Annotated in this window: 21 protein-coding genes and 1 tRNA gene; 10 read left to right on the top strand and 12 right to left on the bottom strand. The window is 71.6% G+C overall.

Going from position 1 to position 26,232, the window contains the following annotated elements; translation table 11 throughout:
- Nucleotides 1-128: 128 nt before the first annotated feature.
- Both CUC05_RS20890 and CUC05_RS20885 read left to right on the top strand, forming a co-directional pair.
- Complete coding sequence (locus tag CUC05_RS20890) at nucleotides 129-2,225, top strand: hypothetical protein (RefSeq protein ID WP_108668071.1); 2,097 nt, start codon at nucleotides 129-131, stop codon at nucleotides 2,223-2,225.
- 115 nt (nucleotides 2,226-2,340) lie between these two features.
- Nucleotides 2,341-2,413, top strand: a tRNA-Gly gene (locus tag CUC05_RS20885).
- Between the two features lie 305 nt (nucleotides 2,414-2,718).
- Here the strand turns inward: CUC05_RS20885 and CUC05_RS20880 are convergent.
- Together CUC05_RS20880 and CUC05_RS25985 are read right to left on the bottom strand one after the other, a co-directional pair.
- On the bottom strand, nucleotides 2,719-3,219 hold the full coding sequence (locus CUC05_RS20880; RefSeq protein ID WP_108668070.1) for a DUF3253 domain-containing protein: 501 nt from the start codon (nucleotides 3,217-3,219) through the stop codon (nucleotides 2,719-2,721).
- A gap of 28 nt (nucleotides 3,220-3,247) precedes the next feature.
- The gene (locus CUC05_RS25985) at nucleotides 3,248-3,373 is read right to left on the bottom strand and encodes a hypothetical protein (RefSeq protein ID WP_276308929.1); all 126 of its coding nucleotides are present in this window, start codon (nucleotides 3,371-3,373) and stop codon (nucleotides 3,248-3,250) included.
- 95 nt (nucleotides 3,374-3,468) lie between these two features.
- Between CUC05_RS25985 and CUC05_RS20875 the strand changes: the two genes are divergently transcribed.
- Nucleotides 3,469-3,792, top strand: coding sequence for a hypothetical protein (locus tag CUC05_RS20875; RefSeq protein ID WP_108668069.1), 324 nt, complete (start codon nucleotides 3,469-3,471; stop codon nucleotides 3,790-3,792).
- A gap of 58 nt (nucleotides 3,793-3,850) precedes the next feature.
- Here the strand turns inward: CUC05_RS20875 and CUC05_RS20870 are convergent, their stop codons facing one another.
- Together CUC05_RS20870 and CUC05_RS20865 are read right to left on the bottom strand one after the other, a co-directional pair.
- Nucleotides 3,851-4,378, bottom strand: a complete 528-nt coding sequence (locus CUC05_RS20870) for a hypothetical protein (RefSeq protein ID WP_108668068.1) — start codon at nucleotides 4,376-4,378, stop codon at nucleotides 3,851-3,853.
- Entirely contained in the window at nucleotides 4,375-4,764 is a 390-nt protein-coding gene (locus CUC05_RS20865; RefSeq protein WP_108668067.1) for a hypothetical protein, read from the bottom strand. Before CUC05_RS20865 ends, CUC05_RS20870 begins: the two co-directional genes overlap by 4 nt.
- 156 nt (nucleotides 4,765-4,920) lie before the next feature.
- Between CUC05_RS20865 and CUC05_RS20860 the strand changes: the two genes are divergently transcribed.
- Complete coding sequence (locus CUC05_RS20860) at nucleotides 4,921-5,829, top strand: NAD-dependent epimerase/dehydratase family protein (RefSeq protein WP_108668066.1); 909 nt, start codon at nucleotides 4,921-4,923, stop codon at nucleotides 5,827-5,829.
- 52 nt (nucleotides 5,830-5,881) lie between these two features.
- On the top strand, nucleotides 5,882-6,661 hold the full coding sequence (locus tag CUC05_RS20855) for an SDR family NAD(P)-dependent oxidoreductase (RefSeq protein ID WP_108668065.1): 780 nt from the start codon (nucleotides 5,882-5,884) through the stop codon (nucleotides 6,659-6,661).
- Between the two features lie 122 nt (nucleotides 6,662-6,783).
- Here the strand turns inward: CUC05_RS20855 and CUC05_RS20850 are convergent, their stop codons facing one another.
- Both CUC05_RS20850 and CUC05_RS24950 read right to left on the bottom strand, forming a co-directional pair.
- Complete coding sequence (locus CUC05_RS20850) at nucleotides 6,784-7,359, bottom strand: hypothetical protein (RefSeq protein WP_157965842.1); 576 nt, start codon at nucleotides 7,357-7,359, stop codon at nucleotides 6,784-6,786.
- Between the two features lie 119 nt (nucleotides 7,360-7,478).
- A complete protein-coding gene (locus CUC05_RS24950; RefSeq protein ID WP_157965841.1) occupies nucleotides 7,479-8,780 on the bottom strand; it encodes an MFS transporter in 1,302 nt (433 codons plus the stop codon).
- A 129-nt stretch (nucleotides 8,781-8,909) separates the two neighbouring features.
- On the opposite strand from CUC05_RS24950, the gene CUC05_RS20840 reads away from it, so the two are divergent.
- Complete coding sequence (locus CUC05_RS20840; protein WP_157965840.1) at nucleotides 8,910-10,601, top strand: serine/threonine-protein kinase; 1,692 nt, start codon at nucleotides 8,910-8,912, stop codon at nucleotides 10,599-10,601.
- 22 nt (nucleotides 10,602-10,623) lie between these two features.
- On the opposite strand, the gene CUC05_RS20835 is transcribed toward CUC05_RS20840, so the two are convergent.
- Nucleotides 10,624-11,178: an NADPH-dependent FMN reductase gene (locus tag CUC05_RS20835; protein WP_108668061.1), complete on the bottom strand. Its 555-nt coding sequence runs from the start codon at nucleotides 11,176-11,178 to the stop codon at nucleotides 10,624-10,626.
- Nucleotides 11,175-11,885, bottom strand: a complete 711-nt coding sequence (locus tag CUC05_RS20830) for a DUF998 domain-containing protein (RefSeq protein ID WP_157965839.1) — start codon at nucleotides 11,883-11,885, stop codon at nucleotides 11,175-11,177. The genes CUC05_RS20835 and CUC05_RS20830 overlap by 4 nt, the downstream gene beginning before the upstream one ends.
- Nucleotides 11,886-11,947: 62 nt before the next feature.
- On the opposite strand from CUC05_RS20830, the gene CUC05_RS20825 reads away from it, so the two are divergent.
- A complete protein-coding gene (locus tag CUC05_RS20825; protein WP_108668059.1) occupies nucleotides 11,948-12,649 on the top strand; it encodes a hypothetical protein in 702 nt (233 codons plus the stop codon).
- Nucleotides 12,650-12,693: 44 nt separating this feature from the next.
- On the opposite strand, the gene CUC05_RS20820 is transcribed toward CUC05_RS20825, so the two are convergent.
- Complete coding sequence (locus tag CUC05_RS20820) at nucleotides 12,694-14,112, bottom strand: aldehyde dehydrogenase family protein (RefSeq protein WP_108668058.1); 1,419 nt, start codon at nucleotides 14,110-14,112, stop codon at nucleotides 12,694-12,696.
- 217 nt (nucleotides 14,113-14,329) lie between these two features.
- Between CUC05_RS20820 and CUC05_RS20815 the strand changes: the two genes are divergently transcribed.
- Both CUC05_RS20815 and CUC05_RS25980 read left to right on the top strand, forming a co-directional pair.
- Nucleotides 14,330-16,003 carry a protein kinase domain-containing protein gene (locus CUC05_RS20815; protein ID WP_108668057.1) on the top strand — a complete coding sequence of 558 codons (1,674 nt, stop codon included), beginning with the start codon at nucleotides 14,330-14,332 and terminating at the stop codon, nucleotides 16,001-16,003.
- Nucleotides 16,004-16,229: 226 nt separating this feature from the next.
- On the top strand, nucleotides 16,230-21,935 hold the full coding sequence (locus CUC05_RS25980) for a S8 family serine peptidase (protein ID WP_170128077.1): 5,706 nt from the start codon (nucleotides 16,230-16,232) through the stop codon (nucleotides 21,933-21,935).
- Nucleotides 21,936-21,999: 64 nt separating this feature from the next.
- Here the strand turns inward: CUC05_RS25980 and CUC05_RS20805 are convergent, their stop codons facing one another.
- Nucleotides 22,000-23,649: an acetolactate synthase large subunit gene (locus CUC05_RS20805; protein WP_108668055.1), complete on the bottom strand. Its 1,650-nt coding sequence runs from the start codon at nucleotides 23,647-23,649 to the stop codon at nucleotides 22,000-22,002.
- Between the two features lie 202 nt (nucleotides 23,650-23,851).
- Between CUC05_RS20805 and CUC05_RS20800 the strand changes: the two genes are divergently transcribed.
- The gene (locus tag CUC05_RS20800) at nucleotides 23,852-24,805 is read left to right on the top strand and encodes a hypothetical protein (RefSeq protein WP_108668054.1); all 954 of its coding nucleotides are present in this window, start codon (nucleotides 23,852-23,854) and stop codon (nucleotides 24,803-24,805) included.
- Between the two features lie 24 nt (nucleotides 24,806-24,829).
- On the opposite strand, the gene CUC05_RS20795 is transcribed toward CUC05_RS20800, so the two are convergent.
- Together CUC05_RS20795 and CUC05_RS20790 are read right to left on the bottom strand one after the other, a co-directional pair.
- On the bottom strand, nucleotides 24,830-25,636 hold the full coding sequence (locus tag CUC05_RS20795; protein ID WP_157965838.1) for an LLM class flavin-dependent oxidoreductase: 807 nt from the start codon (nucleotides 25,634-25,636) through the stop codon (nucleotides 24,830-24,832).
- Entirely contained in the window at nucleotides 25,633-26,148 is a 516-nt protein-coding gene (locus CUC05_RS20790) for a beta-class carbonic anhydrase (protein WP_108668052.1), read from the bottom strand. The genes CUC05_RS20795 and CUC05_RS20790 overlap by 4 nt, the downstream gene beginning before the upstream one ends.
- Nucleotides 26,149-26,232 lie beyond the last annotated feature (84 nt).

Here is a 26,232-nt window from a genome sequence, read left to right as displayed (position 1 = left end):
CGGCGACGGCTTCGGCTCGACCGGACGCTGACCGTCCGACGCCCCTCCCACCCGGGCTCGTGACGGTCACGAGCAGGTTCGGAGGGCGTCCAGCAGGAAGCCCGACGTCGGCGGTCGAACTGGGTGTCATGAGCCGTCAGAACACCCGCCGCCTCCTGCCCACCGCCGCCGCCGCGCTGCTGACCGTCCTCGCGCTGCTGGCCGCCGTCGTCCCCTCCACCGCATCCTCCCGCCTGGAGCTGCCGCAGGGGCTGGAGACCATCCCGATCGTGATCGAGGGGGCCGAGCTGGCCGGCTGGGCCGTACCGGCCAACGTCGCAGCCCACCCGGGCGGTGCGGACGGGGCACGGTGCCTGGCGAGTGGCAGCGGGATGCCCGAGCCCGAGGACACCTGCACCCACAACACCTTCGAGGACCCGACGGTCGCCACGGGCACGGTCACGCCCGCCGGTCCGGCCATCGAGTCGTTGACCGGCTGGCGCTGGACCGAAGCGGAGGGATGGACGCAGATCCCCTTCCAGGTCGACGAGATGGACGTGCGGTTCCTGTCCAACAACAACTCGGGCTTCGCCGCGTACTCCGAGACCGACCAGCACACCACGTACGTGTTCGACCGCGAGGGCTTCCGGTTCATGGGGGAGCACCCCGACGACCCGTGCCTTGCCGCCCCGACCGACGGCGAGACGACGTTCACGCCCGACACCGTCCCCGGTCTGGACACCGACGACGAGCTGGTCTTCATGGCCCGCGACGCAGGGGAGCGGGCGCCCAGCCAGGGCGGGTTGCCCGACGGCATCACCGACGCCCGGGAGATCAGCGTCCTCGACCCCGCGACCGGCCTCGTGGTCGGCTACGCCTACGTGATGATGGGGGAGGTGGCGCCGGCCTTCGACGGTGACAACGGCTACGTCCGCTACGAGCGGGACGCCGACGCCGACGTCTACGAGTTCTCCGAGTCCTCCTACGACAACTACGGCGCGGCGCCGGAGGGGGCGTGGACCGACAGCGACGGCACCTGCATCACCGACGACCCCCGGCAGCGTCGTCCCCGGGACGGGGCCACGATCACGACGGCCCGTTACCGGTACCGCTACGACGGTCGTTGGCTGATGACGGACTGGCGTGTCTCTGCTGGCGACGACTGGACCTATGGGCCGGACCTGGTCGACCAGTGGAAGGCCCGTGCGTTCCAGCAGCGTCCCGGTGGCGAGACGCCGTGCTGTGGGTACGAGGAGGAGGAGAACAACTGGGGCGGCTCCTCGATCCTGATGGGGGAGAAGGTCGGACCGGTGCGTGCCATCCGCGAGACGTGGGGTGCCGACTCGGGCACCAACGTCGTGCGTCGCGAGTTCTTCTACGCCGAGGAGATGCGTCAGCGGAACTTCCTGCGCGTGCACGTCATCACGCCCATCGACGGCATCTACACCCAGTGGGACTACAACGCCGGCGCGGTGGACACCTACTACAACCCGCAGGTCCCCGACGGCGTGCCGATCGACGGGGTCAACGACGACGCGCTGGGCAACAGCCGCATGTACGTCGGCCAGGACGGCATCCTCGTGCAGGACGAGGGGTTGAAGGAGTTCGGCGTGGAGTCCGGCGAGATCCGCGTCGGGTCGCCGCGTGGCCCGACCGGCGGATGTGCGCCCGACGGTGCCTGCGTCAACAACGACGTCGACACGACCGACCCCCGCTTCTCCGGGGTCAACCAGATGCTGCAGTGGGAGCAGATCACCGGCCCCAACGGGACGCTCGTCAGCCGTTTCCACGCCGAGGACGTCACCCCGGGTGGCTCGCCCTACGGGGTGGTGGCGATGCCGTACTACCGCGACGACGCCACCTTCGACGACGGGACCGGGTCCAACCCCGGCCCGCACCTGCACCGGCGCGGCCTGGACGAGGGCAGCGGCGACCCCCGCTGGGAGACGTGGACCTTCACCCACGAGGACGGGACGACCGAGCAGCGGCCCCGTGAGCACTGGGCCGGCCAGGTCGAGGACGTGAACACCGCGCGCTTCTACCAGGGCTCGATCGGCACCCACGGCCTGCATCTGTTGTTCATCGCCGACTCCGACAACGCCCACACCACGCTGCCCCTCAGCGAGATCGTCGCCGAGCAGCGCATGGTGATCCTGCCGGGCGGCGTGGGCAACGTCGGCGATGCCTACGCCGGGTCGCCCGAGGAGCAGCTGGAGGCCGTCGTGGGACCGCGCCGGCCCCTCTAGGCGGGGTTCCCGTCCGACCGCACCGGGGTCGGAACCACGGCCACGAGGTTTCTCCAAGAAACAGCGTGTCGTGGTTTGCAGACCCCGGGAGGTCGAGGCATACTCACCAGTCCACGCGGACGTGGCTCAGTTGGTAGAGCACCACCTTGCCAAGGTGGGGGTCGCGAGTTCGAATCTCGTCGTCCGCTCGAGACCTGCTCCAGTTATGGAACAGAGTCCAACCCCTGCGAAAGCCCCCAAATCTTGGGGGCTTTCGTGGTTTTCGGGTCTGACGGCCGGGTTGGGCCGGACGGTCGGTGTGTGCGTTCCCCCTCGGGTCGGGTGGCCCAATCCACCCACCCTCGGGCGGCGTGTGGGTTCCCCTCCACCACAAGGTGGGCAACGCACACGAGGGCCGACCCCGAGTGCGATGGCCTGCCTCAGGGGTGGTGCATCGCACACACCGCTGCGGCCAGATGGGACGGCCGCAGCCGGGACGCCCGGTGGCGGGCGGTCAGAAACGGGGACCGCGGCGAAGGCGGATCGGCCCCTTCACCCCGTCACGGGAGGCAAGCTCGTCGTCGCCCTGAGTGGCGCGCAGGACGTCGTCGTCGACCATGGTCCACAGGTGATCGCGGACCGCGGGCAGGTGGTCACGCCACTCCTCGCCGCCCACGACCCGGGCCACGTCGCTCGGGCAGATCGAGGACTTCGGGGCGCGGCCACGGAGCAGCGCGACGGCCGTCGACGCGGACCGGTCAGCCAGCGAGGCGTGCGTCGGTGCCTCCCACCACGGGTGTCCGCGCTCGCCGAGGGCGACCTTGGCGTCCTGGACGCGTCGCCTGGCGGCCCGTTCCTCCTCCTCGCCGTCCGCATCCCGCACCGCCCGTCGGGCGGCCATCAGCTCGTTGACCAGCTCCTGCCGGAACGCCTCGGGGATGGCCGGGTCGGTCGCCCGCCAGCGCCGTCCGTCGACGACGATGTGATGGCCGTCGGCGGTGGTCTCGGCGGTCACCGGATCCCGAGGGGATTGCCCCTGCGCCTCACCGCTGGCGGGACGTCGTCGCCATGCGGTCCGCCGTCGTGCGCATCCGCCGAGAGATCGACTCGGCGTTGTCGGCCAACCCGAAGGCAGCCGTTCCGACGGTACGCAGGATCGTGGCGAGCATGTGGACCTTCCTCGGACGCAGGACTGGACAGGACGGAGGGGTTGTGCCCGTTCCCCGCCGAGCCCACACCTCAGCCGACGGGTACCGTGCCGGCGATGACCGAGCCGACCCTCCTGTTCGCCCAGCAGCACGACGACGGCCGGATGTTCCGGACGACGGCCGTCGGCGGGACGGACGGCATGGAGATCCACAACGAACGGACCGACGGCGAGGGCCTCGTCAGCCGGTGGGGGCGTCGCTACGACGCCTCCGCAGTCGCGATGATCGTGGCGCTGCTCGGCGGGACGGCCGACGACCTCGACGACCCGGTTCGGTTCCTCCACCGCCTTGCCGCCGCCGGTGACCTGCCGCCCGACCAGCCGGTCGACGGATGGCTCGCCGACCACGGCATCGCCGGCGAGGCCGCCGACCTGGACTGAGTCCGCGCACCACCCGGGCGGTCGACCACCGGGCTGTCCACGACCAGCGCTGGCCCGGTCAGTCCCGCCCGGTCAGGCGGCCGCCCCCGTCGTAGCGAAGGGTCGTGGTCCGACGCTCGCTGTGGATCTCGGCCGTGATGCCGTCGACGCTGACGTGCAGCGACTCGAGGACGCCGCCCTCCTCCCGCTCGGCCTCCGCGATGGCGTCCTCCGCCACCCGGACCAGCACGCCGATGCGTTCGTCGGTCATCGGGAACGTCGACCCGACGTTGGGATCGACCACCGGGCGCCGGGTCACCCGCCCGTCATCGATGACCCAGAGGTCCAGCTCGCCGGGATCCCCAGCGGGGACCGCCTGCACCTGCGCCTCGCTGTTGTCGAGCAGGCTCAGGAACCGAACCGGCACGGTGTCACCGCCGACGAGATCACGGACCTCGCTGATGCCGGCCTCGGTGAAGGAGAAGTAGCCGCCGTACAGGTCCGGCCTGGCGGCGAACCGCTCGTCGGTCACCGTCTCGACGCCACACCCCCCGAGCAGCAGCAGCGCGCCGATCAGCGCCACGACGACGGACCGTCGCCGGCTCATGCCGGCGTCCCGTCGGTGAGCGGTGGCCCGGCGCCCAGCGGTGGCTCGGGTACCGGTCGACGCAAACGACCACGTACCAGCATCCCGCCCAGCAGGACGACGCCCGCCTCCGCGCCCAGCACCAGGACGACCAGCGCCTGGTTGGGGCGGGTCCGTTCCCGTGGCCCGCCGATGCACCACATCCCGCCGAGGTCGCTGGACGTCGACACGGGTGCCCCGTCGATGTCGACGGCGGTCGTCCGGGTCGTGACCCGCACGATGCGGGCATCGGTGCCGCAGAAGAACGGCAGCGCGGCCACCTGCACGGTGGGAACGGCCAGCCACGCGAACACGGCGATCACCAGCCCCATCACCAGCGCGGCGACTGCCAGTCGGAAGACCGTCACCGGCCGTGACCTCCCACGACGGCGCACGCTACTCCCGGACGATCCCGTGCGCGAACGATTTCCCGGCGATCGGTCACACGGCCGCGACCTCATCCGTCGGAGGTGGTGACACGACCGACGCCGCGCACGGCGGCACCCGGAGGAGAGGACAGGGACATGAAGGTGTTCGTCGCAGGAGCTACCGGAGGGGTGGGCCGCCTGGCCACCACGAGGCTGGTTGCGGCCGGTCACGACGTGACGGGCATCGCCCGCAGCGATCGCAGCGCAGCGGTGCTCGAGGGCCTCGGCGCCACCCCCGCACGGATCGACCTGTTCGACGCCGACGCGGTCACCTCGGCCGTCGCCGGCCACGACGTGGTGATGAACCTCGCCACCCGCATCCCAACCGACGCCTCGGCCGCCACGAAGAAGGGCTGGGCCGAGAACGAACGGCTGCGTCGGGACGGTTCGCGCATCCTCGTCGACGCGGCGCTGTCCAGCGGAGCCGGCCGCTACGTGCAGGAGTCGATCTGCTTCGCCCACGCCGACCACGGCGATGCGTGGATCATCGAGGACGCCCCCCTCGAACCGCTGTCGCTCAACGCCGCCATGGTCGATGCCGAAGCCAGCACGGCACGGTTCACCGCCGGGGGAGGGGTGGGCGTCGTCCTTCGGTTCGGCCAGTTCGTCCAGCCCGAGTCGCCGATGACGCAGGCGTTGCTGGACGGCGCCGCGAAGGGACGGGCGCCCCTGGTCGGTCGACCCGGCGCCTACCAGACCATGGTCGACGTGGGCGACGCGGCGACGGGCGTCGTGGCCGCCCTCGACGCGCCAGCCGGCACCTACAACGTCTGCGAGGACCGTCCGGCCACCCGTGCGGCACACCTCGCGGCGCTCGAGGCCGTCGTCGGTCGCCGGGTCCGGATGGTGCCCAGGGCAGCGGCGCTGCTGCCGGTCATGGCGTTCGTGGCGCGGTCCCAGCGGGTGTCCAACGCGCGTTTCGTCGAGGCGACGGGATGGCGGCCGATGGTCCCCGCGGTCGTGGATGCCTGGCCGGCGGTCGCCCGCGCCCTCGCCACCGCCTGACCACGAACATCCGGGTTCGCCCCCGCCCCCTGCCCCTGCGTAGCGTGGGGGCATGAGCTACGACTTCACCGGCAAGATCGCCGTCGTCACCGGCGCCTCCTCCGGCCTGGGCGAGGCAACCGCCATCCGCCTCGCGGGCCTCGGCATGACCGTCGTCGCGGTCGCCCGTCGAGAGGATCGCCTCGAGGCCCTCGCGGCCGCGCACGCCGGGATCGTCCCCCGGGCCGCAGACGTGGCCGACACCGCCTCCGTCGACGCCCTCGTCACGTGGGTCGCCGATGAGTACGGCGCCTGCCACGTCCTGGTCAACAACGCCGGCGTCGGCGGTGGGGCGCTGCGGTCCCGCGACGACCTCGACGACGCCCTGCGCACCATCGACATCAACCTGCAGGGGGTCATCCGCTGCATGCTGGCCTTCGCCGACCTGCTGGAGGGCAGCGCGCCGGCCCGCGTGGTCAACATCGCCTCGGTGGCCGGCAAGGTCGGCATCGGCCCGGCGGCCTACGCGGCCAGCAAGTTCGGTGTCGTCGGCCTCAGCGAGTCGTTGTCCTACGCCTGGGCGTCGCGCGGCATCTCGGTCTGCTCGCTGAACCCGGGCTTCATCGAGACCGAGGGCTTCCCGCAGACCCAGGTCAAGCGCAGCCCCATCGGCCGCTTTGTGGGCCAACCCGAGATGGTCGCCGAGGCCGTGGAGGAGGTCATCCGCTCGGGCAAGAGCGAGAAGACCGTGCCCCGCTGGTACGCCCCGCTCGTGACGCTGCGCCACGTCGCCCCGCCGGTGTTCCGTGCGGTCGCCGGTCGCATGGACCGGGCGGGCGGCTCCCGGGACTGACCGGGCCCTGCTCGACCGGGGGGTCGACGGGACGGTTCGACCCGGACGGTTCGACCCGGACGGTCGACGGGAGGTGTCCAGGGGAAGACACGTCCACCTCCCGTCGACCCGGTGGGTGAGGGCTACTGTCCGGCGCCGCCGTCGATGACCTCGCGGTCACCCACGGGGGCGGCGAGGGTGATGGTGTGCTGCTTGGCCTGCGCGATCTCGATGCAGGCCACGTCGGCCTCGTCGGGATGGATGCTGGCCTCGAACACCGTCACCGTGACGGTCGTGTCGGTCTCCTCCACCTTCACGTCGGCCAGCGCCGTGCAGGGTTCGACGCCCGACCACCAGCGCACCACGAGGGTGTCGTCGACGGCCTCGAAGGACTCGAACCCACGGGCCCGAGGGGTGCCCTCGGTGTCGACGATCGCGGTTTCCTGCCAGGCAGTGCAGCCCTCGGGCGGACAGTCGCCGGCGTCGGGATCGACCGGGGCGTCGTCGCAGCCCTCGGTCACCTCCGGGTCGCAGATCCCGTTCGGCGGTGACGAGACGGTGTCGTCGGCGTTGGTGCCAGGGTCGGCGGGTTCGGCGGTGGCATCGGGATCAGCGGTCGACCCGGAACCAACGGCCGACCCTGCGCTGTCTGCGCAGGCGGCGGTCAACAACAACAGGACGACGAACAGGCCGGCGAGCGGCAGACGGCGGGCGAACACGGTGAACACTCCTCGATGGGTTTGCGGAGACCCCTCTGGCCCCCAGTACCCGTGTTGGAGGTACACGATGCCCGGATGGTTCCGACCGCTGTCCACGACGTCCGGCCCGGCCCGGGTCCTCAGTCGGGAGAGGGCCCCGAGACCTCCGGCAGCGACCGGCCGACCACGACACCGGCCAGCCCGGCCGCGGCGAGGAACCCCAGCGCCAGGCGCGGACCGGCCAGCGCGAGCCCGCTGCTGATCGCCCCGGCACCGAGCAGCACGACACCCATCGCCGTGTTGGACGCCGCGACGTAGGTGGTTCGTTGGTCGCCCTCCGCCATGTCGGTCACGTAGGTCTTGCGGCCCAGGCGGGCGCCCTCGTGGGCCAGCGCCAGCAGGAAGTAGGCCGCGGGGAAGAGCCATGCGGCGTCGACCCCCGTGCCGACGACCAGGAAGGCGACGACGACCGCGGAGGCCGCCCCCGCCGCCGCCATCATCGTCCGGCGGCTCGAGCGGTCGGCGAAGCGTCCCCACATCCGACCGCCGAGCATCGAGGCCAGCCCCTGTGCGACGACGAACAGGCCGAGCTGTGCCAGCGCCGCATCACCCTCGTCGTTGGACAGGGCCACCACGAACGGCGGGGACAACGCCGAGACCAGCAGCAGCGCCCTGGCGGTGACGAAGCGCCGGAACGGGGCGTCGTGGCGCAGGGTGGCCAGGGTCGACACGTCCTCCCGGTCGTCGGCGGCCGATGCCTCCACCTCGGTGGGTTCCCGGACGGTCGCGAACACCACCGCGGCGATGGCCCACATCGCCGCGCCGGCCGCCAGCAGCCCGGCGAGCACCACCGCGCCGGAGTCCTGGCCGACCAGGCGCAGGCCCAGGCCGAGGGCGATCGTCACCACCCCGGAGGTCACCGAGGCCAGCCCCGACACCTGCCCGCGCTGGCCCTTGGGGATGGTCCGGCCCAGCACGTCCTTGTAGGCGATCGACGACATGGCCCGGCTGACGGCGAACGCCGCGAGGGCGGCCAGGACGGCCACCCCGGCGGCGACCCCGCGCAGGGCGACGGCCGTGGCGGCGATCGCGGCGACGGCGAGCGCCTGTCCCACCGCGCCGGCGACCCACACACGGGACCGTCGGTGGACGGTGCGGATCCTCGGCAGCATCGCCGCCTGCGGCAACAACGACCCCGACTCGCGGATCGGGACCAGCAGGCCGGTCAGGCCAGCGGGCGCGCCGACGGTCGCGAGCAGCCACGCCAGCACGGACTTCGGATCGGCGATCCGGTCCCCGATCTTCTGCAGGGTGAGGGCCGACACGATCCGGAGGGTGTTGCCGGGCGCGGCTTCGGCGACCTCGGGTTCGACGTCGTCGCTCCCCGTGGCGTCGTCGTCGATGAGCAGGTCGTACAGGCGGGCGGCGACATCGGCAGACATGGCTGCGACCATGCCCGAACCGACGGTGGTTCATGCGACAGTTGTCGGTCGGGCGTCGCCGGTGAGGCGTTGCCGACGGACCCGTCGAGCCGTCCCCTCCGCGGGGGTCCGGGCCGGTACGCTCGGCCCGTGGCCGGACCGGACGACTCTCCCGACATCGCGCCGTTGGCCGGGGCCCCCGTGATCGAGGGGTACACCGTGACGGGCCTGGTCGGCCGGGGTGGCTTCGCGTCGGTGTGGGCGGCCGAACAGGGTGCGGTCGCTGGGCGGGTGGCCATCAAGGTCATCAACGTCGCCGACACCGACGCCGACACGCTGCTGCGGTTCGAACGGGAGAGCCAGGCCATGGGGGCGCTGCGGGGCCACCCGCACATCGTGACGATCCTCGATGCCGGCCACACCGCTGACGGGCTGCCCTACCTGGTGATGGAGCTGCTGGAGTCCGGCTCGCTGCAGGGCGACCTGGTCCGACGCCGCGATGCGGGGGAGGGGCCGATGCCCGTCGAGCGCGTCCTCGACCTGGGCGTCAAGCTGGCCTCGGCCGTCGCCACCGCCCATGCCCGGGGCATCCTCCACCGTGACCTCAAGCCGGGCAACGTCCTGCTCAGCGACTACGGCGAACCGCTGCTCACCGACTTCGGGGTGGCCCGGCTGGTCGACCACGAGGCCTCCGTCAGCGGCCAGGCGCTGTCGGCCGGGTTCACGGCGCCGGAGATCATCAGCGGCGGACAGCCGTCGGTCGCGAGCGACATCTTCTCCCTGGGCTGCACCCTGTACACGCTGCTGGCCGGTCGGTCCCCCTTCCGCCGGGCCGACGACGCCGGGTTGTTGCCCGCCCTCAGCCGCACCGTGGAGGAGGCGCACCCCGACCTGCGGGAGGAGGGGATCCCGTCGGTCGTCGTGGACATCCTCGACACGGCGCTGGAGAAGCAGCCCGAGGCCCGCTACCGGGACGCCGTCGAGATGGCCCAGGCGCTCCGCCGGGCGCAGGAGGCGCTGGGCCTGCCCCCCTCGACGGCACCGTTCCCCGCTGACCCCGTGGCCCCGACCCTGCGGGCCGAGCTCGGACCCGACCGGTCCGCACCGACGATCGTGACGTCCTTCCCGGGTGCCCCCGCCGTTCCGGACGCCCCGGCCGTCCCCGCGTCGCCCGCGGCGCTGGCGGCCGATCCGGACGACGTGACGCCGCCAGCCCAGGCGGAAGCCGACGAGCCGACGGGCCCCCGGCGCCGTGGCCGTCGTCGCGCACGTGCCGCGCTGGTGGGTGGCGGGGTGGTGCTCGGCATGCTGGTCAGCGCAGCCGCCCTGTGGTGGTGGCTGCCGGACGATCCGCCGCCCCCGCCCCCTGCATCGGAGGCGGCCGACGGTGAGGACGTCGACGAGGACAGCTCGGAGGTCCAGGCGGCGCTGGTCATCGAGGTCCCGCTCATCGTCACCGCCGACGACGTGGTGCTCGTCGTCGAGGACCCCGAGGGGCCGACGCTGCAAGCCCTCTACGGCGAATGGGCCGCCGCGATCAACACCGAGGACTACACCGCCCTGCACGACCTCTACACGCCAGCGTTCCGAAGCGACACGACGGTCGACGACCTTGCCGAGGAGTGGGCGCGCCTGGGCATCCCCTACCTCGCGATCGAGGAGGTCGAACGCGCCGACGACGGACGGTTGTTCGTCAGCATCGAGTACGAGACCGAGGGGTTCCTGCCGGGAGCCGACGTCGCGGGGTGCCTCCTGTGGCTGTACGAGGACACGTTGATCCCGGCCGGCGAGGGCTACCAGCTGCACGACCACGAACCGCTGGCCGACGCCCAGCCCTGCTGACGACGGGCCCGCGCGGGGCGGCTCAGGCGGCCGAGCGGGACGCCATCGACTCGGCGTGCTCGGCCAGGGCCGCGACCAGCGACCGGACCTCGGTGCGGTGTGGCTCGCCGACCAGGCGCCCGTCCTCGATGTGGACGCGCGCGCGGGGGATCATGACCTGTTCGTCGAGCAGGTCGACGTCGTTGTGGGCGAACACCTCTCGCAGGTGGGCCTGCACCCGCCGGCCACCGCTGCCGCCGGCAGCGCTGATCACCGCGGTGGGGAGCTGTTCCAGCGGCGAGTCGGGCCCGCGCGACGCCCAGTCGATCGCGTTCTTCAGCACGGCCGGGACCGACCAGTTGTACTCGGGCGTCGCGATGAGCAGCGCGTCGGCCCGTTCCAGCGCCGTGCGCAGTGCCTCGACGGACTCGGGGGCCCCGGCCTCCTCGAGGTCACCGTCGTAGAACGGCAGGTCACGCAGGTCGTGGATGGACATTTCGACGTCGTCGGGCGCCAGCTCGATCGCGGTGCGCAGGACCGCCGTGTTGGTCGAGGCTGCACGAAGGCTGCCGGACAGGGCAAGGATGTGGATGGTCATGGCTGTTCCGAGGGGGTCGACAATGTTGTTGAGCCTTCAACCAGTCTAGCGGGTGAGGCATTCCCGGCGAGGGTCGATCGGTCAGGGACCGGTCCGGCCAGCAGCACCACCCCGGCCGACACCCACCAGACGTCGGCCACGGTGTTGAAGCCACGCTGGAGCAGGCCGCCGTAGGCGTCCCCTGCGAGCCCGAGCACCCATGCGGTCATGCCGATCACGCCGATCGTCCCGAGGACCACCGAGGCCCAGCCGAACCAGCGAGCCCCCGCGCGGATCGCTGCGCGGCCGCTGAGCAGCGGACAGGCCATCAGCGCGATGTAGCCCACCGTGGCAACGATCGCGTGGCCGTTGTCGGTGAACGACGACCCGGGCCCGGGACACCCGGCGGAGCAGGGGAACACCCCGGCGCCGGCCGTGGCAAGGCCGGTCACGACGATGGCGACCTGCAGCGCGCGGCCAGCACCCGGCAGCCGGTCGGCCACCCGGGCGAACGGCAGTGCGCTCAGGCCGAAGAGCACGAACGCGGCGGTCATGGCTGGCGCCGTCGATGCGCCCAGCTCGCCGAGCTCGCTGATGGCGTCCCGGGTCGGGGAGTAGCCGTCGCGCAGCGCCCCGGCAAGCGCCCAGGTGCCGACGTAGACGACCGGTCCCACGACCGCCGACCATGCGCCCAGGCGAACGGGACGGGGCAGCGAAACGGTCGACACGACGACCATCCTGCCCGTCGACGCGCCATCGGTACCGTCCCGGCGCGTCGTAGGCTCCGCCCATGAACGCACGTCAGGCAGTCGTGGCAGGCCCGGTCCTGATGGCGGTGGCCCTCCTCGCCTTGGTGATGGTGGCCCAGCCGGCGTCGGCCGGGTGGGACCGCGGCTGGTCGGCACCCCCGACCCAGCCGAACCAGGCGGTCGCCGCCGACGGCCGGACCGTATGGATGACCAACGGGTTGCCGTTCGCCGAGACGCCGCGGTTGCGCGTCCTCCACCCGGCCGCGGTGGTCGAGCACGTCGGACTGCACCAGTCCAACCACGAGGGTGCCCGCGAGCAGCAACCGCTGGACAGCGCGGTGCCGTGGACGGAGATGCCCTCACGCGGTCGCCTGAGCGGGCCCAGGTCAGCCGCGGACGTCGTCGTCCCGCCCGACGAACCCATCCTCGCGCCGGTGACCGGCACGGTCGTGCGTGCGGGCGGCTACCGGCTGTACTGCACCCACGACGACAGCTTCGTGGTCATCTCACCCGACGCCGCTCCCGAGTGGGAGGTGAAGCTGCTGCACATCAGCGGCCTGCACGTCGAGGTCGGCTCGCGGGTGCTGGCCGGCTCGACCCAGCTGGCGGACCACGCCACCAGCTTCCCGTTCCGGTCACAGGTCGACGACCTGACCGCCGAACCCTCGTGGCCCCACACCCACGTCGAGGTCATCGACCCCTCCATCGAGAACGTCGGCAACCCCGGCAGCGGCAGCTGCTGACGCAGGCAGACGGCTGCTGACGCAGGCAGACGGCTGCTGACGCCTCAGGGGGCGGGCAGGACGATGAGCTTCTCGGCCGTCATCTCATGCAGCGTGTGGGGGATACCGCCGAGCCCCAGGCCCGAGACCCTGCGGCCGCCGAAGGGCATCCAGTCGACGCGGAAGGCCGTGTGGTCGTTGATCATCACGGCGTTGGCGTCGATGCGGCTGGCGGCGTACATCGCCCGGGTCACGTCAGCGGTGCAGATCGACGCCTGGAAGCTGAACGGCACGTCGTTGGCGGCGGCGATCGCCTCGTCGAGGGTGTCCACGCCGGCGATGTTCATCACGGGACCGAACACCTCCATCGTTCGCACCTTCGTGTCTGCGGGCGCGTCGACCAGCAGCGTCGGCGCATGGCACTGGTGGTCCATCGGCTGGCCACCCTCGACCAACCGGGCACCTGCCGACACCGCCTCCTGCACCCACTCGTGGACCCGGTCCGCCTCGCCCTGCTCGATCAGCGGGCCGACCTGCGTGTCGGGATCGGTGGGGTCGCCGGTCACGAGCCCGGCGACCTCGGCCCTGACCCGGTCCACCAGCTCGTCGACGATCGATCGCAGGGCGAAGACCCGCTGGACCGACACGCAGACCTGGCCGGCGTGGTAGTACCCGCCCTTGACGATCTTCGGCACCAGCGCCTCGAGGTCGGCCCCCTCGTCGACGATCAGCGGTGCCGCCCCGCCGTGCTCCATCGCACACCGCACCCCGTCGGCGACCTTGCGGCGAAGGCCCCAGCCGACCTCGCCCGAGCCGATGAAGCTGAAGAAGGCGATGCGGGGGTCGGTGACCAGTGACTCGGCCACCCGGCCCGGCATCGGCAGGACGACCGCCCAGTCCTCGGGCAGCCCGGCCTCCAGCAGCAGGTCGACCAGCGCATGGCAGGACAGGGGAGTGGCGCTGGCGGGCTTGATCGCCACGGGGCATCCGGCGGCAACCGCCGGTGCGACCTGGTGGACGACCAGGTTGAAGGGGTGGTTGAAGGCGCTGACCGCCGCCACGAGCCCGCGCGGTTCGCGGGTGGTGAACGCCAGCCGTCCCGCGGCGGCCGCCGTCCCCCGCATCGGGACCTCGTGCCCGGCGATGCGTGTGCCCTCCTCCGCGGCGAGCTCGAGGCCGTTCACCCCGCGGGCCACCTCTGCCCTGGCGTCGGTCAGCGGCTTGCCGCCCTCGCGGGCGACCTGGAGGGCGAGGTCCTCCAGCCGGGACTCCGCCAGCCGCGCCGCCCGTCGCAGGATCGCCGCTCGTTCGTGGTGGGGCAGCCAGCCGGGACGGTCCGCGAAGAGGGCCGTCTGCCGTGCCAGCACGCGGTCCACGAGGGCCGCATCGGCCTGCTCGACCTCGGCGATCACCTCGCCGCTCCAGGGCGACCGCACCTCGCGGAACTCGCCGGTCGACCCTGCCCTCAGCGTCACCTTGGTCATGGTGTGGTTCTACCAGCGGGGGAGGGGCGAGGGAACGGCTGCCGCGTGATGTCATCGAAGCGTCCGCGCGGGCTGCTCCCCGGCATCGTCGGTCGGTCGATATGGTTCGTGGCCTCTCGCGTTGGGGCAGTGTGGGCCGGAGGCAGTCCGTGGCCGCGGCCCCGGCGACTGCCCCCATGCACGCGAGTCCACCCCGTGACCCCGACGAGCCCCGAACATGACGAGCCCCGAGCCCGACAGCGACGACCAGCGACAGCCGACGCTGATCGATCCTGCGCGCGCGCTCACCGAGGAGGCCGTTCGCCAAGCGCCGCGTGCGCCGCACGTCCACCAGCCCGTGACCGCAGGCCTGGTCATCGCCGACCGGTACGAGCTGCGTGAGCGCCTGGGTGTCGGTGCCACCGCGGAGGTGTGGACGGGCCTGGACCGCCAGCTCGACCGGCTGGTCGCCGTCAAGCTGCTCCTCCCGGACTGGCGTGGCCACTCCGACGCGGCAGAACGGTTCCGTCGCGAGGGGCGGATGACCGCCAAGCTGACGCACCACGGCATCGTGAGCGTGCTCGACGCCGGGCTCGAACCCGACGGTACCGCCTTCCACGTCATGGAGCTGGTGCAGGGCGAGTCGTTGGCCGACGCGCTGGACCGGCGTGGACGGTTGACCCCCGAGGAGGTCGTGGACCTGGGCGCCGCGGTGCTCGACGCGCTGTCGCACGCCCATGCGGCGGGCCTCGTCCATCGCGACGTCAAGCCCGGCAACATCCTGCTGGACGGCCGCGACGGCACGCCCAAGCTGACCGACTTCGGGGTGGCCAAGGTCGAGCACGGTGACCGGGACCTGACCTCCACCGGAATGATCATCGGCACCGCCGCCTACCTGGCGCCCGAGCAGGCGACGGGAGAGGCGCTGGACGGCCGCGCGGACCAGTACGCCCTGGGGTGTGTGCTGTTCGAGTGCCTGACGGGCCAGCGCGCGTTCGACGGTGCCACCCCCGTCCAGATCGCGGGTGCCCGCATCGGCGTGCAGATCCGTCCGTCGGACCGCGATCCGTCCGTGCCCCCGGGCCTCGACGCCGTGATCGCCCGGTCGATGGCACCGGAGCCCGCGGGACGGTTCCCCACCGCCGAGGCCATGGCCGACGCGCTGCGGACCTCCCTCGACCAGCCCGCGCCGGCCCTTCACGACACCCGGCCGAGCGCTGCCCACCAGTCGACGGCAGCGCTGCCTGCGATGTCGAGCACTCCCGCACAGCCACCCGCTGACGGTGTCGGGGGCAGCCAGTCCGCGTTCGCCGAGCGGCCCAGCAGGCCTCGTCGCGGTGGACGGTCCATGATCGCGGTCGTGGCAGCTGCCGTGCTGGTCGCGGTCGCGGCGCTGCTGGCCATCGGCCTGGCGGGCGGCCAGGACACCTCCGACGACGGCGTCGGCGATGCCGACGCGGGTTCGAGCGGGGAGACTCCCGTCGCCGTCGCGAGCGCCACGGGCTTCGACCCGCAGGGCGACGGCGGCGAGTACGACGAGGACGCGCCCCTGCTGCTCGACGGTGACCCCGCCACCACCTGGCGGACCGAGGGGTACAACTCCGCGTCCTTCGGCAACCTCAAGTCCGGCGTCGGCGTCACCCTGCAGCTCGCCGAACCCACCGACCTGTCCGCGGTCCGGCTCTTCGGGGTCACGCCCGGCATCACCGCCGAGGTCCGGGTGTCCGCCGACCGGCCGTCGTCGCTGGAGGACACGACCCTCGTCGGCACGGCCGACGGCGGCGGTGACGTGGAGGTGACCCTCGAGGGCGCCGAGGGTGTGGGATGGGTGACGATCTGGATCGTCCCGCCGCTGCCCAGCGACGGTGGCCGGCACCGGGCCGAGATCGGTGAGGTCCAGCCGATCCGATAGGTCCGTCGGGTCACGGGCGAGCGTGCTGCACGCCGGCGTCGTGGGCTGCTTGGCGGGCCGTTGACGGCTCGTTCGACGCGTGTCGTGAAATGACTCGCAGTCATCGCCCGTTCGGTATAGGTTCACCCCGCTCCGATCTGCCCGCCGCGGCTCGGGGCCCCGGATCACCTCCGGGTGGCAGTCGCCGTTTTTCGTGCCAAGGGGAGAGCTGAAAATGACCCGTTCCGTGTCCGTTCCACGTTGGATTGGGGTCGCCTCCCTGATCGTCGCGATCGCGTTTGCGGGGCTGCTGGCCCCGCCCGCGAGTGCAGCAGGCGGATCGTCGAGGGCGCTCGACCGTACCGACCTGCGCCCGGCGACCGTCGATGCCGTCGACTCCATGGCGCGTCCGGCCAGCGACGCAGACCTCGGTCGCGGTGACGAACCGCGCGTGTACCTGATCGAGCTGCAGGACCCGGCCGTCCCCAGCTACCGGGGCGGGAAGGACGGCCTGGCCGCCACCTCGACCAACGGCGAGAGCCAGCTGGACACCGAGAGCCAGGCCGTCCGCGCCTACGAGGCCCACCTCGAGGAGGTGCAGGTCGACTTCGCCAACCGCATGGACCGCGCGACCGACCGCGAGGTGGAGGTGCCCTTCACCTACCAGTACGCCGTGAACGGCCTCGCCGCGATCCTGACCCCTGCCGAGGCCCGTCGCGTGGCCCTCGACCCCGAGGTCGCCCGCATCTCGCTCGACGAGGAGCGGATCCTTCAGACCGACCAGGGGCCCACGTGGTTCGGCGCCGACGACGTGTGGGGCGAGAACCCGCCCGCCGGGACCGAACCCTGCGTCGGCTATTGCGGTGAGGGCATCGTCATCGGCACGATCGACACCGGCATCAGCCCGAACAACCCCTCCTTCGCCGACGTCGGCGGCGACGGGTACGACCACACCAACCCCCGCGGGCAGTTCTACGGTGTCTGCGACCCGGCCAACACCGAGCAGTACGACCCCGACTTCCCCTGCAACGACAAGCTGATCGGTGCCTGGGGCTTCCTCGACCCGGGGGCCGCGGGCAACGCCCTCGACTACGACGGCCACGGCTCCCACACCGCCTCCACCTCGGGCGGCAACGTCCTGCACGACATCAGCGTCGACACCCCCTCCGGCCTGACCACCCCGCCGGTCACCATCTCCGGTGTCGCGCCGCACGCCAACATCATCTCCTACACCGGCTGCTGCAGCCTCAGCGGGCTGACCGCGTCGATCGACCAGGCCATCGCCGACGGGGTCGACGTCATCAACTACTCCATCGGTTCCGCGTCGCCCTCGGCGCTGTGGGACGACTTCGACAGCGTCGGCTACCTCAACGCCCGTGCCGCCGGCATCAGCGTCGTGACCTCCAACGGCAACGCCGGCCCGCTGCTGACCACGACGGGTTCGCCGGCTGACGCCCCGTGGATCACCTCCGTCGGTGCGTCGACCCACAACCGGTACAACGCCAGCACCCTGACCGGGCTGACCAGCGCGAACGGGAACCTGCCCGACATCGCCGGCAAGGCCACAGCGGCGGGCATCGGCTCGCGACCGATCGTGCACGCCGAGGACTACGACAACGGGCTCTGCATCGAGGGCGGTTGGCCAGCCGGGACCGACCTGAGCGGCCTGATCGTCATCTGTGACCGCGGCGTGTCCGGCCGTGTGTCCAAGAGCCAGGCTGCAGCCGACGCCGGCGCCGACGGCTTCGTGCTGGTCAACGACGAGCTGAACGACACGTCCCTCCTGGGCGACGAGTACGTCATCCCCGGTGTGTTCATCTCGTGGACCGACGGCCAGGCCCTGAAGGCGTGGCTGGACAACGGCGCAACCGACCACCAGGCCGCGATCTCGGGCACGAACTTCGAGGTCGGCGACGAGTACGGCGACGTGCTCGCGAGCTTCTCCTCCCGTGGTCCCAACCAGGCCGTCGACGTCATCGTCCCCGACGTGACCGCCCCGGGCGTGGACATCCTGGCCGCGCTCGGTGACGGCGCGTCGGAGAGCCCGGTCAACTACAACGACGTCGTCCACGGCTTCATCTCGGGCACCTCGATGTCCAGCCCGCACGTGGCCGGCGCATCCGCGCTCATCCGCCAGGTCCGGCCCGACTGGACCCCCGCCGAGGTGCAGTCCGCCCTCATGACGACCGCCACCCCGACGGTCGTGACCCACGAAGGCAACCTCGCCAACCCCTACGAGCAGGGCGCCGGACGGGCCCAGGTCGACCGTGCGGTCGACGCCGGTCTGCTGTTCGACGAGAGCATCGCCGACTACGAGGCCGCCAACCCCGCCGAGGGTGGCGATCCGAAGGCCATCAACATCCCCTCCTTCGCCAACTCCCAGTGCCTGCTGATCTGCGAGTGGGCTCGCACCGCGTCGGTCCCGACCGGTGCCGACGTGCCAGCCGACGTCACCTGGACGCCGTCGATCGTCAGCGATGACGGCCTCGTGCTGGACGTGACCCTCACCCCGGCAACGGTGTCGCCCGGCGACACGATGGACATCGCCGTGTCGGCCGACGTGACCGCCGCCACCGAGGGGTCGACCCTCTTCGGCCGGATCACGCTGGTCCCCAGTGACGCCTCCGTCCCCGCGGTGACGATGCCGCTCGCCGTGGTGCCCTCCACCGGTGTGCTGCCCGACGAGATCGCCATCGAGACCCGCCGTGACCACGGCTCGTGGCCGGTCGAGGACCTGCAGGGCCTCGAGATCACCGACTTCACCTCCTCGGTGTCCGGTCTCGTGGAGGCTGACCTCACCGAGATGGACCTCAGTCCCGACCCCACCAACGGCGACCCCTACGACAACATCAACGACGGGACGGTCCAGGTCGTCTGGGTCGATGTCCCCGAAGGTTCTCGTCGCCTGATCGCCGAGATCTTCGAGTCCGTCCCGCAGGACCTCGACCTGTTCGTCGGGTTCGACGCCGACGGTGAGAACGACGTCGACCCCAGCGAGGAAGTTGCGTTGTCGGCCAGCGGTACGGCCCTCGAGTCGGTGACCATCGACGCCCCCGAGGCCGGCAGCTGGTGGGTCCTGGTCCAGCACTGGGACGGTGACCCGGGCCTGGCCACTGTCGGAACCGCGGTCGTCCCCCAGACGGACCTCGGCAACGCCCACGTGGAGGGTCCGGCGACCCACCCGGCGATCGAGCCCTTCGACATCCGCGTGTTCTGGGACCTCCCCCACGCGGAGGAGGGGGACCGCTGGTTCGGCATCGTCGATCTGGGGACCTCCCCGGAGACGCCGACGAACATCGGGTCGATCCCCGTCACGATCGAACGGGCTGCCGACGACGTGAGCAAGACCGCCGACGTCGACACCGCCAGCCCTGGTGACGTCGTCACCTACACGCTCCAGGTGGAGGCCAACACCACCCCGGAGGACCTGGCCTACACGCTGGTCGACACCATCCCCGACGGCATGACGTACGTGCCGAACTCCCTGTCCGGCCCGGACATGTCCTTCGATGACGTGTCCTACGCCAACGGCCAGATCCGCTGGACCCCGACCGTGCCGACCCGATTCGGCGTGGCCGGCAGCTACACCATCACCACCAACGGCACCGACCCCTCGTGCGACACCCAGATCCCCGGTGGTTACCTGGACCTCAGGGACCTGTCGATCCCCGCCAACGCCGGTATCTCGGGGGACACGGTCGTCTTCACGACAGGAGCGTCCGGCTCCCCGTTCCAGTACCTCGGTGACGAGTACGCAGGGGTGTCGTTCACCGACGACGGCTTCCTGATCTTCGACTCGGGTACCAACTACGGCGGGTCTCCCTGGGTCCCGCAGGCGGTGCCGAACCCGGCCTTCCCCAACAACGTGCTCGCCCTGCTCTGGGATGACTACGAGATCCGGTACGAGGGTGACAACACCGCCGGTGTGTCCCTTGCCGCGACCGGCTCCGGTCCGGGTGACGTGTCCATCATCGACTACCGCAACCTCGTGCCGTTCGGCGCGCCAACAGGCGACTACACCGACGCGGTGACGATGCAGGCCTGGGTCTCGAGGTCCGCAAGCCCGGTGGGGCCGGAGATCGTTGTCGCCTTCGACGACCTCAACAGCCTGACCAACCCGGTCACTGCAGGCTGGGAGAACGCCGCCGGTACCGCCGGTGACGCCCTGTACAACAACGAACCGGCGACCGGCCTGACCGCGGGCACGATCGTCTGCTACGACTACGCCGGCCCGAGCGCCGATCCGATCTCGATCACCTACCAGGTCACCGTCGACGACGGTGTTGCGGACACCAACCTGACCAACATCGTCGATCACGTCACCGACAACCCGGGCGACGCGAACGCGATCACCGGCGACACGGTGACCGTCGGAACCCCGCCCGCGACGACGGTGACGGTCGAGGCGACCCAGACCCCCGCCACGACGACGACACCCGGCGAGTTCACGATCACGCGTGACGACCCGGCCTTCGACATGACCGTGGACTACGACGTGTCCGGTTCCGGCGTCCCCGGGACCGACTACAGCACACTCTCCGGCTCGGTGACGTTCGAGACGGGCGAAACAACTGCCACCGTCGACGTCGACGTGATCGCGACACCCACCGGATCCAGGACGGTCGTCATGGACCTGCTGCCCGGCGCGGGCTACGAGGTCGGCGACCCGTCGTCGGCCACCGTCACCATCGCGGGCCGCTCCACCGGCGGCGGTGGCGGCGGTGGGACACCGGGTGGTGTCCCGGCCGTCAGCGTCGCCGCTGCGGACGACACGTTCGTGTTCACCCACACGGGCGGGTCGTCCCTCGGCGCCCTCACCGTCGCCTACAGCGTCGGTGGCACCGCGATCCCGGGTGAGGACTACACGGCCCTCTCCGGCACCACCACCATCCCCGCGGGAACCGACATCGTGTCGGTCCCGGTCGACTTCGCCGAGGACGCCACCGACGGCGCCACGGTCGAGGTGACCGTCATCGACGGCGATGCCTATGACGTGGGCACGAGCCCGACGGCCACGCTGGTCGCCTCGGGTGAGGAACCGCCTGGTCCCATCGAGGGGGTCGTCCTCGCCGGGGAGACCCGCATCGAGACCGCCATCGCGGTGTCGATGGACGCCTTCCCGGAGGACGACAGCGCCGACGCGGTCGTGCTGACCCGGGCCGACGTTCCCTTCGACGCCCTGACGGCCACCCCGCTGGCGGTCCGCCGCAACGGCCCCCTGCTGCTGACCCAGCAGGAGTCGATGCATCCCGCGACCATGACCGAGATCGACCGGGTGCTGCCCGACGGTGGCACCGTGTACCTCATGGGTGGCACAGCCGCCCAGTCCGAGGACGTCGAGCTGGCCCTGACGGCAGCGGGCTACGAGGTCGTCCGGCTGGCCGGCCCGACCAGGTTCGAGACGGGCCTTGCCGTGGCCGAGGAGATCGGCGACCCCGAGGCGATCCTGATCGCCTCCGGTGAGCGGTTCCCCGACGCCCTGTCGGCGGGCGCCGCAGCCGGCGAGGTCGACGGTCTCGTCCTGATCACGCCCGACGGCGTCGCCCACCCGGGCGTCACCGCCTACCTGGCCGACCGGCCCGACACGCCCACCTACGCCATCGGTGGACCTGCTGCGACGGCGTTCCCCGACGCCACCCCGATCGTGGGGTCCGGCCGTGAGGCCACCGCGGTCATGGTGGCCGAGGAGTTCTTCGACGGACCCACCCGGATCGGGCTGGCCCGCGGTGACGACTTCGCCGATGCCCTGGCCGGTGGCGTGCACTCGGCGCTCAAGGGTGGTCCGGTGACCCTGACACCCAGCACCGAGCTCGCATCGGTGGTGCAGGACTACATCTGCGCCAACGTCGACACGCTCGAGCAGGGCTACGTCTACGGCGGAGACGCCGCAGTCAGCCCATCGGTCGTGGCGAACTTCGTCGCAACCCTGAACGGGGAGGGCTGCCCCGCGTAGCGGCACCCTCCGACGACGACGGGCCCGGCGCACATCGCGCCGGGCCCGTTGCGCTGTCGGGACGTCAGTGGGGCAGCAGCTGTCCGAGCCGCTTGGTCAGCTTCATGTTCTCGCTGTAGTCGATCGGCACGACGATCACCGACGGCCGGTCGGTGATCGCGAACGCCTCCTTGAGCGCCGGCCGGAGCTCGTCGGCGGACTCGATGCGGACGGCGTGGGCGCCGAAGCCCTTCGCCACGGCCACGAGGTCGTTGTGGCGCATGGTGGTGTGGCTGGTCCGGCCGAAGTGGGCCTCCTGCTTCCAGGCGATCAGCCCGTAGGAGCTGTCGTCCCAGACGACGTAGGTGGGCGCGACCTCGTACTGGTATGCCGTGTCGAGCTCCTGGATGTTCATCATGAAGCCGCCGTCGCCCATCAGCCCGACGACCCGCTTGTCGGGGTGCACCAGCTTGGCGCCGATGGCCCCCGGCAGGGCGATGCCCATCGAGCAGAACCCGTTGGAGATGATGCAGGTGTTGGGTTCGTAGGTGGGGTAGTGGCGCGCCGTCCACATCTTGTGGGCCCCCACGTCGGAGATGAGGATGTCGTCGTCGGCGAGCTCGGCCCGGATGTCGTGCAGGGCCCGCTGCGGCTTGACGGGGAACCCACCGTCGAGGGAGAACTCCTCGAGGATCTCGAACTCCAGGGTCCGCCGCATCCGCTCGAGCCGATCCCAGCCCATGTCGCGGTGGTCGTCGGTGAGGGCCTCGTTCATCTGCCACAGGGCGTTGGCCAGGTCGCCCACGACCTCGACCTCCGGCCGGTAGTGCGCGTCGACCTCCGAGGGGTGGAAGTCGATGTGGATGATGTGCTTCTGGGGGCCGACGTTCCACTTCTCGGGGTGCCACTCGGTGAAGTCGTAGCCGATGGCGATGACGCAGTCGGCATCCTCGAAGGCGTCGATGACGTGGTCGCGGGCGCCGAGGCCAGCGGCGAACAACGACTGGGGATGCCGGTCGGAGATCGCACCCTTCCCCATGAACGTCGTCGTGGCGTACATGCCCGTCTCGTCGACCATCCGGTTGAGCTGGGTGGACACCCGTGTGCGCACGCAGCCGTGCCCCGCGAGGATGATCGGACGTTCGGCCTCGGCGAGGACCTCCATCGCCCGGGCGACCGCCTTCTCCTCTGCGGCAGGTCGCCGGACCTTCATGCCGGGGATGATCGGCTCGTCGTCGATGTCGATCTTGGCGACGTCCTCGGGCAGCTCGATGTGGGTGGCGCCGGGATGCTCTGCCCGGGCGATCTTGAACGCCTTCCGGGTGACCTCGGTGATGTTCTCGGCGTCCCAGATGGTCTGGCTCCACTTGGTGACGGGCTCGAACATCCGCACGACGTCCATCGCCTGGTGGGAGTCCTTGTGCAGCCGGGTGGTCGCCCCCTGCCCGGTGATGACGACGAGGGGGGAGTTGTCCATGTCGGCGTTCGCCACACCGGTCATCAGGTTGGTCGCACCCGGCCCCAGGGTGCCCAGGCAGACACCCGGTTCGCCGGTCATGCGGCCGTAGAGGTCGGCCATGAACGCGGCGCCCTGCTCGTGGCGGCAGATGACGAACTCGATGTCGCTGTCGAGCAACGAGATCATCACGTCGGCGTTCTCCTCGCCGGGCACGCCGAAGATGTAGCGCACACCTTCCGCCTCGAGGCACTTCAGGAACAGGTCGCTGGCCTTCACGGGGACCCCTCTGGTCAGGTGGTGGGCTGTCGGCCGAGTCTCCGCCCGCCCTGCGCGCGGGTCAACGGTCGTCATCGGACGGTGAGGACCACGGCACGGCCCGTCCGCGCCGAGCCCTGCATCGCACGGTGCGCGGTGTAGCGGGTCGAACGGGTCGAACCGGTCGGACCGTGCAGGTCGGCCCGGTGCTACCGTCGAGGCGATGGGCGATCGGCCGGTGGCGCGGGCAGGCAGCGGACGGTGGCGTGGCGGGACTGACCACCGCGTCCGCACGGTGCTGGCCGTGGCCGTCGCCGGCCTGCTCGTGACCGGGTCGGCGGTGACGGCGGCCCGCACCCCCTCCGCACCGGTTGTGGCCCTCGCCGGGACCCACGATCGTGCCGATCATCGTCAGGACGCGACGCAGGCCCCGATCGCGCCGACCGGGGGTGGGGTGACGAGCGCAGCCGGCCCCACGCCGGTGCCTGCGGCGACTCCACCGGCAGCGTCTGCCCCGACCGCCACCCCGACACCCCGCACGACGACTCAGCCCCCGACTCCACCCGTCCAGCCCGAGGAGCAGCCGGGCACCTTCGCGCCGGCGACCGACCCCCAGCCCCGCGAGGCCTTCGTCACCGGATTCTCCCCGTTCGCGTCGGTGGCCGGCATCGTCCTGCACCACCCAGCCGACGTCGTGGAGCGGATCGGGCTGCACCAGTCCAACCACGAGGGCGCGCGTGACCTCGACGTCCTGGAGACCGCCGCGGCACCGCTGGTGCTGGAGTCCCGCGACCGCCTGAGCGGCGAGCGCAGCGCCGCCGACGTCGTCGTCGACCCGACGGGAGAGATCCGGTCACCGGTCACCGGGACGGTCATCCGGGCCGGCTCCTACACCCTCTACTGCGACCTGACCGACGAGTACGCGGTGATCGCCCCCGACGCCCAGCCCTCCTGGGAGGTCAAGGTGCTGCACGTCGTCGGGCTGCACGTCGCCGTCGGCGACCGGGTCGAGGCGGGCGTCACCCCGCTCGCCGCCCACGCCCACGTCCTGCCGTTCGCTTCACAGGTCGACGAGTGGACGGCCGAACCGTCGTGGCCGCACACCCACGTCGAGGTCGTGGACCCCTCCATCCCCAACCAGCCGAACCCGGGCAGCGGCTACGACGACTGCCCCTGACGCGGCTGGCCCGACCCGCGGCCCTCAGCCCCGCCAGGGGCCGGCGAGGACCCGGTCCCATGTCTCCTGCGGGGTCCGCTGCTCCGGCCGGCAGCGTTCCAGCCACCAGGTGACCCCGGCCTCGGCGTGGGCAGACAGGTCCTCTCCGGCCGCCGACGTGCCCTCGTGGACCATGTCGAAAGGCGAGTCGTCCACGCGGTGCTCGGCGACGAAGGCCGCGACGTCGCGGAAGTCCTGCGGCGTCATGCCCCCGTCGGTGATCGGGAAGGCCCCGTCGAACCGCGCGGCCCGCTGCATCGGCTTGCGGTTGGGCCACACGCCGGCGACCCAGATCGGGACGTGGTCCTGCATCGGCGTGGGCTGCTGCTCCACCCCGTCGACGGTGTAGTGCTGTCCCTCGAACGACACCGGCTCGCCGGTCCAGAACGCCCGCAGCAGCTCGAGGGACTCCTCGAGCATGCCGGCGCGGGTGCGTGGGTCCGCCTCCTCGCCGAGCGCGTCGAACTCCACGGGGTGCACGCCGAGGCCAACCCCCAGCACCATCCGCCCTGCGGACAGGTGGTCCAGGGTGGCGACCTCGCGAGCGACCTTCCACGGGCGGCGACGGGCCAGGGGGGTCACCATCGGCCCGATCCGGACCCGTTCGGTCACCGTGGCGATCGTGGCCAGCGCGATCCAGGGGTCGACCATGGGGGGCTGGCCGGTCCGACCGATGTGGTCCCAGACGAACACGCCGTCCCAACCGGACTCCTCGGCCGCGACGGCCAGGTCGGCCAGCCAGCCGATGTCGGCGTTCTCGCCGTGGTTGGCGACCGTCAGCCCCTGCTTCACCCCTCGTCCTCGAGCGGTATCAGCCGGCCGGTCCTCACGTCGTAGGTGTAGCCCTCGACCGTGGTCCCGTCGGCCAGGAGACCCGGCGTGCGGAGCCGCGCCACGTCGTCGGCCAGCGATGTCGGGCCGTTGGCATGAAGGACCTCGGGCACGTCGACCATCCCGGTCTCGCGCAGCTTGTCCTGGAGCTCCTCGTCGGTCCCGGCGTTGCCGCACTCGGTGTGGTGGATCACCGCGACCTGTCGCACACCGAGCAGGCGAGTGGACAGCACGAGCGACCGCACGGCGTCGTCGGTGGCGCGCGCCCCGCCGTTGCGGATGACGTGGGCGTCGCCGGCGGCCAACCCCAGCGCCTGGTTGGGCACGATGCGGGTGTCCATGCAGGTCAGGACCGCAAGTCGCAGCCGCGGCGGGGCGACCAGCGTCGGGTCCAGCGGCGGCGCGTCGGCGTTGCGCGCCATCAGGTCCACCGGCGCGGACTGGTTGTCGGGGGAGGGGGAGGTGAGGGACATGTGGGAACCGGGGTCGGGGACGAAGGACGAGCGCAGTCTTCCATGCGGTGCCGGTGGCACACACCTTCGCTGGGGTACGCCCAG

It is taken from the genome of Euzebya rosea (genome assembly GCF_003073135.1).
Taxonomy (GTDB): Bacteria; Actinomycetota; Nitriliruptoria; order Euzebyales; family Euzebyaceae; genus Euzebya; species Euzebya rosea.
This window is presented reverse-complemented; position numbering and strand designations above follow the sequence as displayed.

Coding starts and splice junctions, on each gene's coding strand:
- CUC05_RS20820 (WP_108668058.1), bottom strand. CDS start 14,112: ATGACCAAGGTGACGCTGAGGGCAGGGTCGACCGGCGAGTTCCGCGAG.
- CUC05_RS20790 (WP_108668052.1), bottom strand. CDS start 26,148: ATGTCCCTCACCTCCCCCTCCCCCGACAACCAGTCCGCGCCGGTGGAC.
- CUC05_RS20835 (WP_108668061.1), bottom strand. CDS start 11,178: ATGACCATCCACATCCTTGCCCTGTCCGGCAGCCTTCGTGCAGCCTCG.
- CUC05_RS20860 (WP_108668066.1), top strand. CDS start 4,921: ATGAAGGTGTTCGTCGCAGGAGCTACCGGAGGGGTGGGCCGCCTGGCC.
- CUC05_RS20870 (WP_108668068.1), bottom strand. CDS start 4,378: ATGAGCCGGCGACGGTCCGTCGTCGTGGCGCTGATCGGCGCGCTGCTG.
- CUC05_RS20800 (WP_108668054.1), top strand. CDS start 23,852: ATGGGCGATCGGCCGGTGGCGCGGGCAGGCAGCGGACGGTGGCGTGGC.
- CUC05_RS20825 (WP_108668059.1), top strand. CDS start 11,948: ATGAACGCACGTCAGGCAGTCGTGGCAGGCCCGGTCCTGATGGCGGTG.
- CUC05_RS25985 (WP_276308929.1), bottom strand. CDS start 3,373: ATGCTCGCCACGATCCTGCGTACCGTCGGAACGGCTGCCTTCGGGTTG.
- CUC05_RS20890 (WP_108668071.1), top strand. CDS start 129: ATGAGCCGTCAGAACACCCGCCGCCTCCTGCCCACCGCCGCCGCCGCG.
- CUC05_RS20815 (WP_108668057.1), top strand. CDS start 14,330: ATGACGAGCCCCGAGCCCGACAGCGACGACCAGCGACAGCCGACGCTG.
- CUC05_RS20855 (WP_108668065.1), top strand. CDS start 5,882: ATGAGCTACGACTTCACCGGCAAGATCGCCGTCGTCACCGGCGCCTCC.
- CUC05_RS24950 (WP_157965841.1), bottom strand. CDS start 8,780: ATGTCTGCCGATGTCGCCGCCCGCCTGTACGACCTGCTCATCGACGAC.
- CUC05_RS20875 (WP_108668069.1), top strand. CDS start 3,469: ATGACCGAGCCGACCCTCCTGTTCGCCCAGCAGCACGACGACGGCCGG.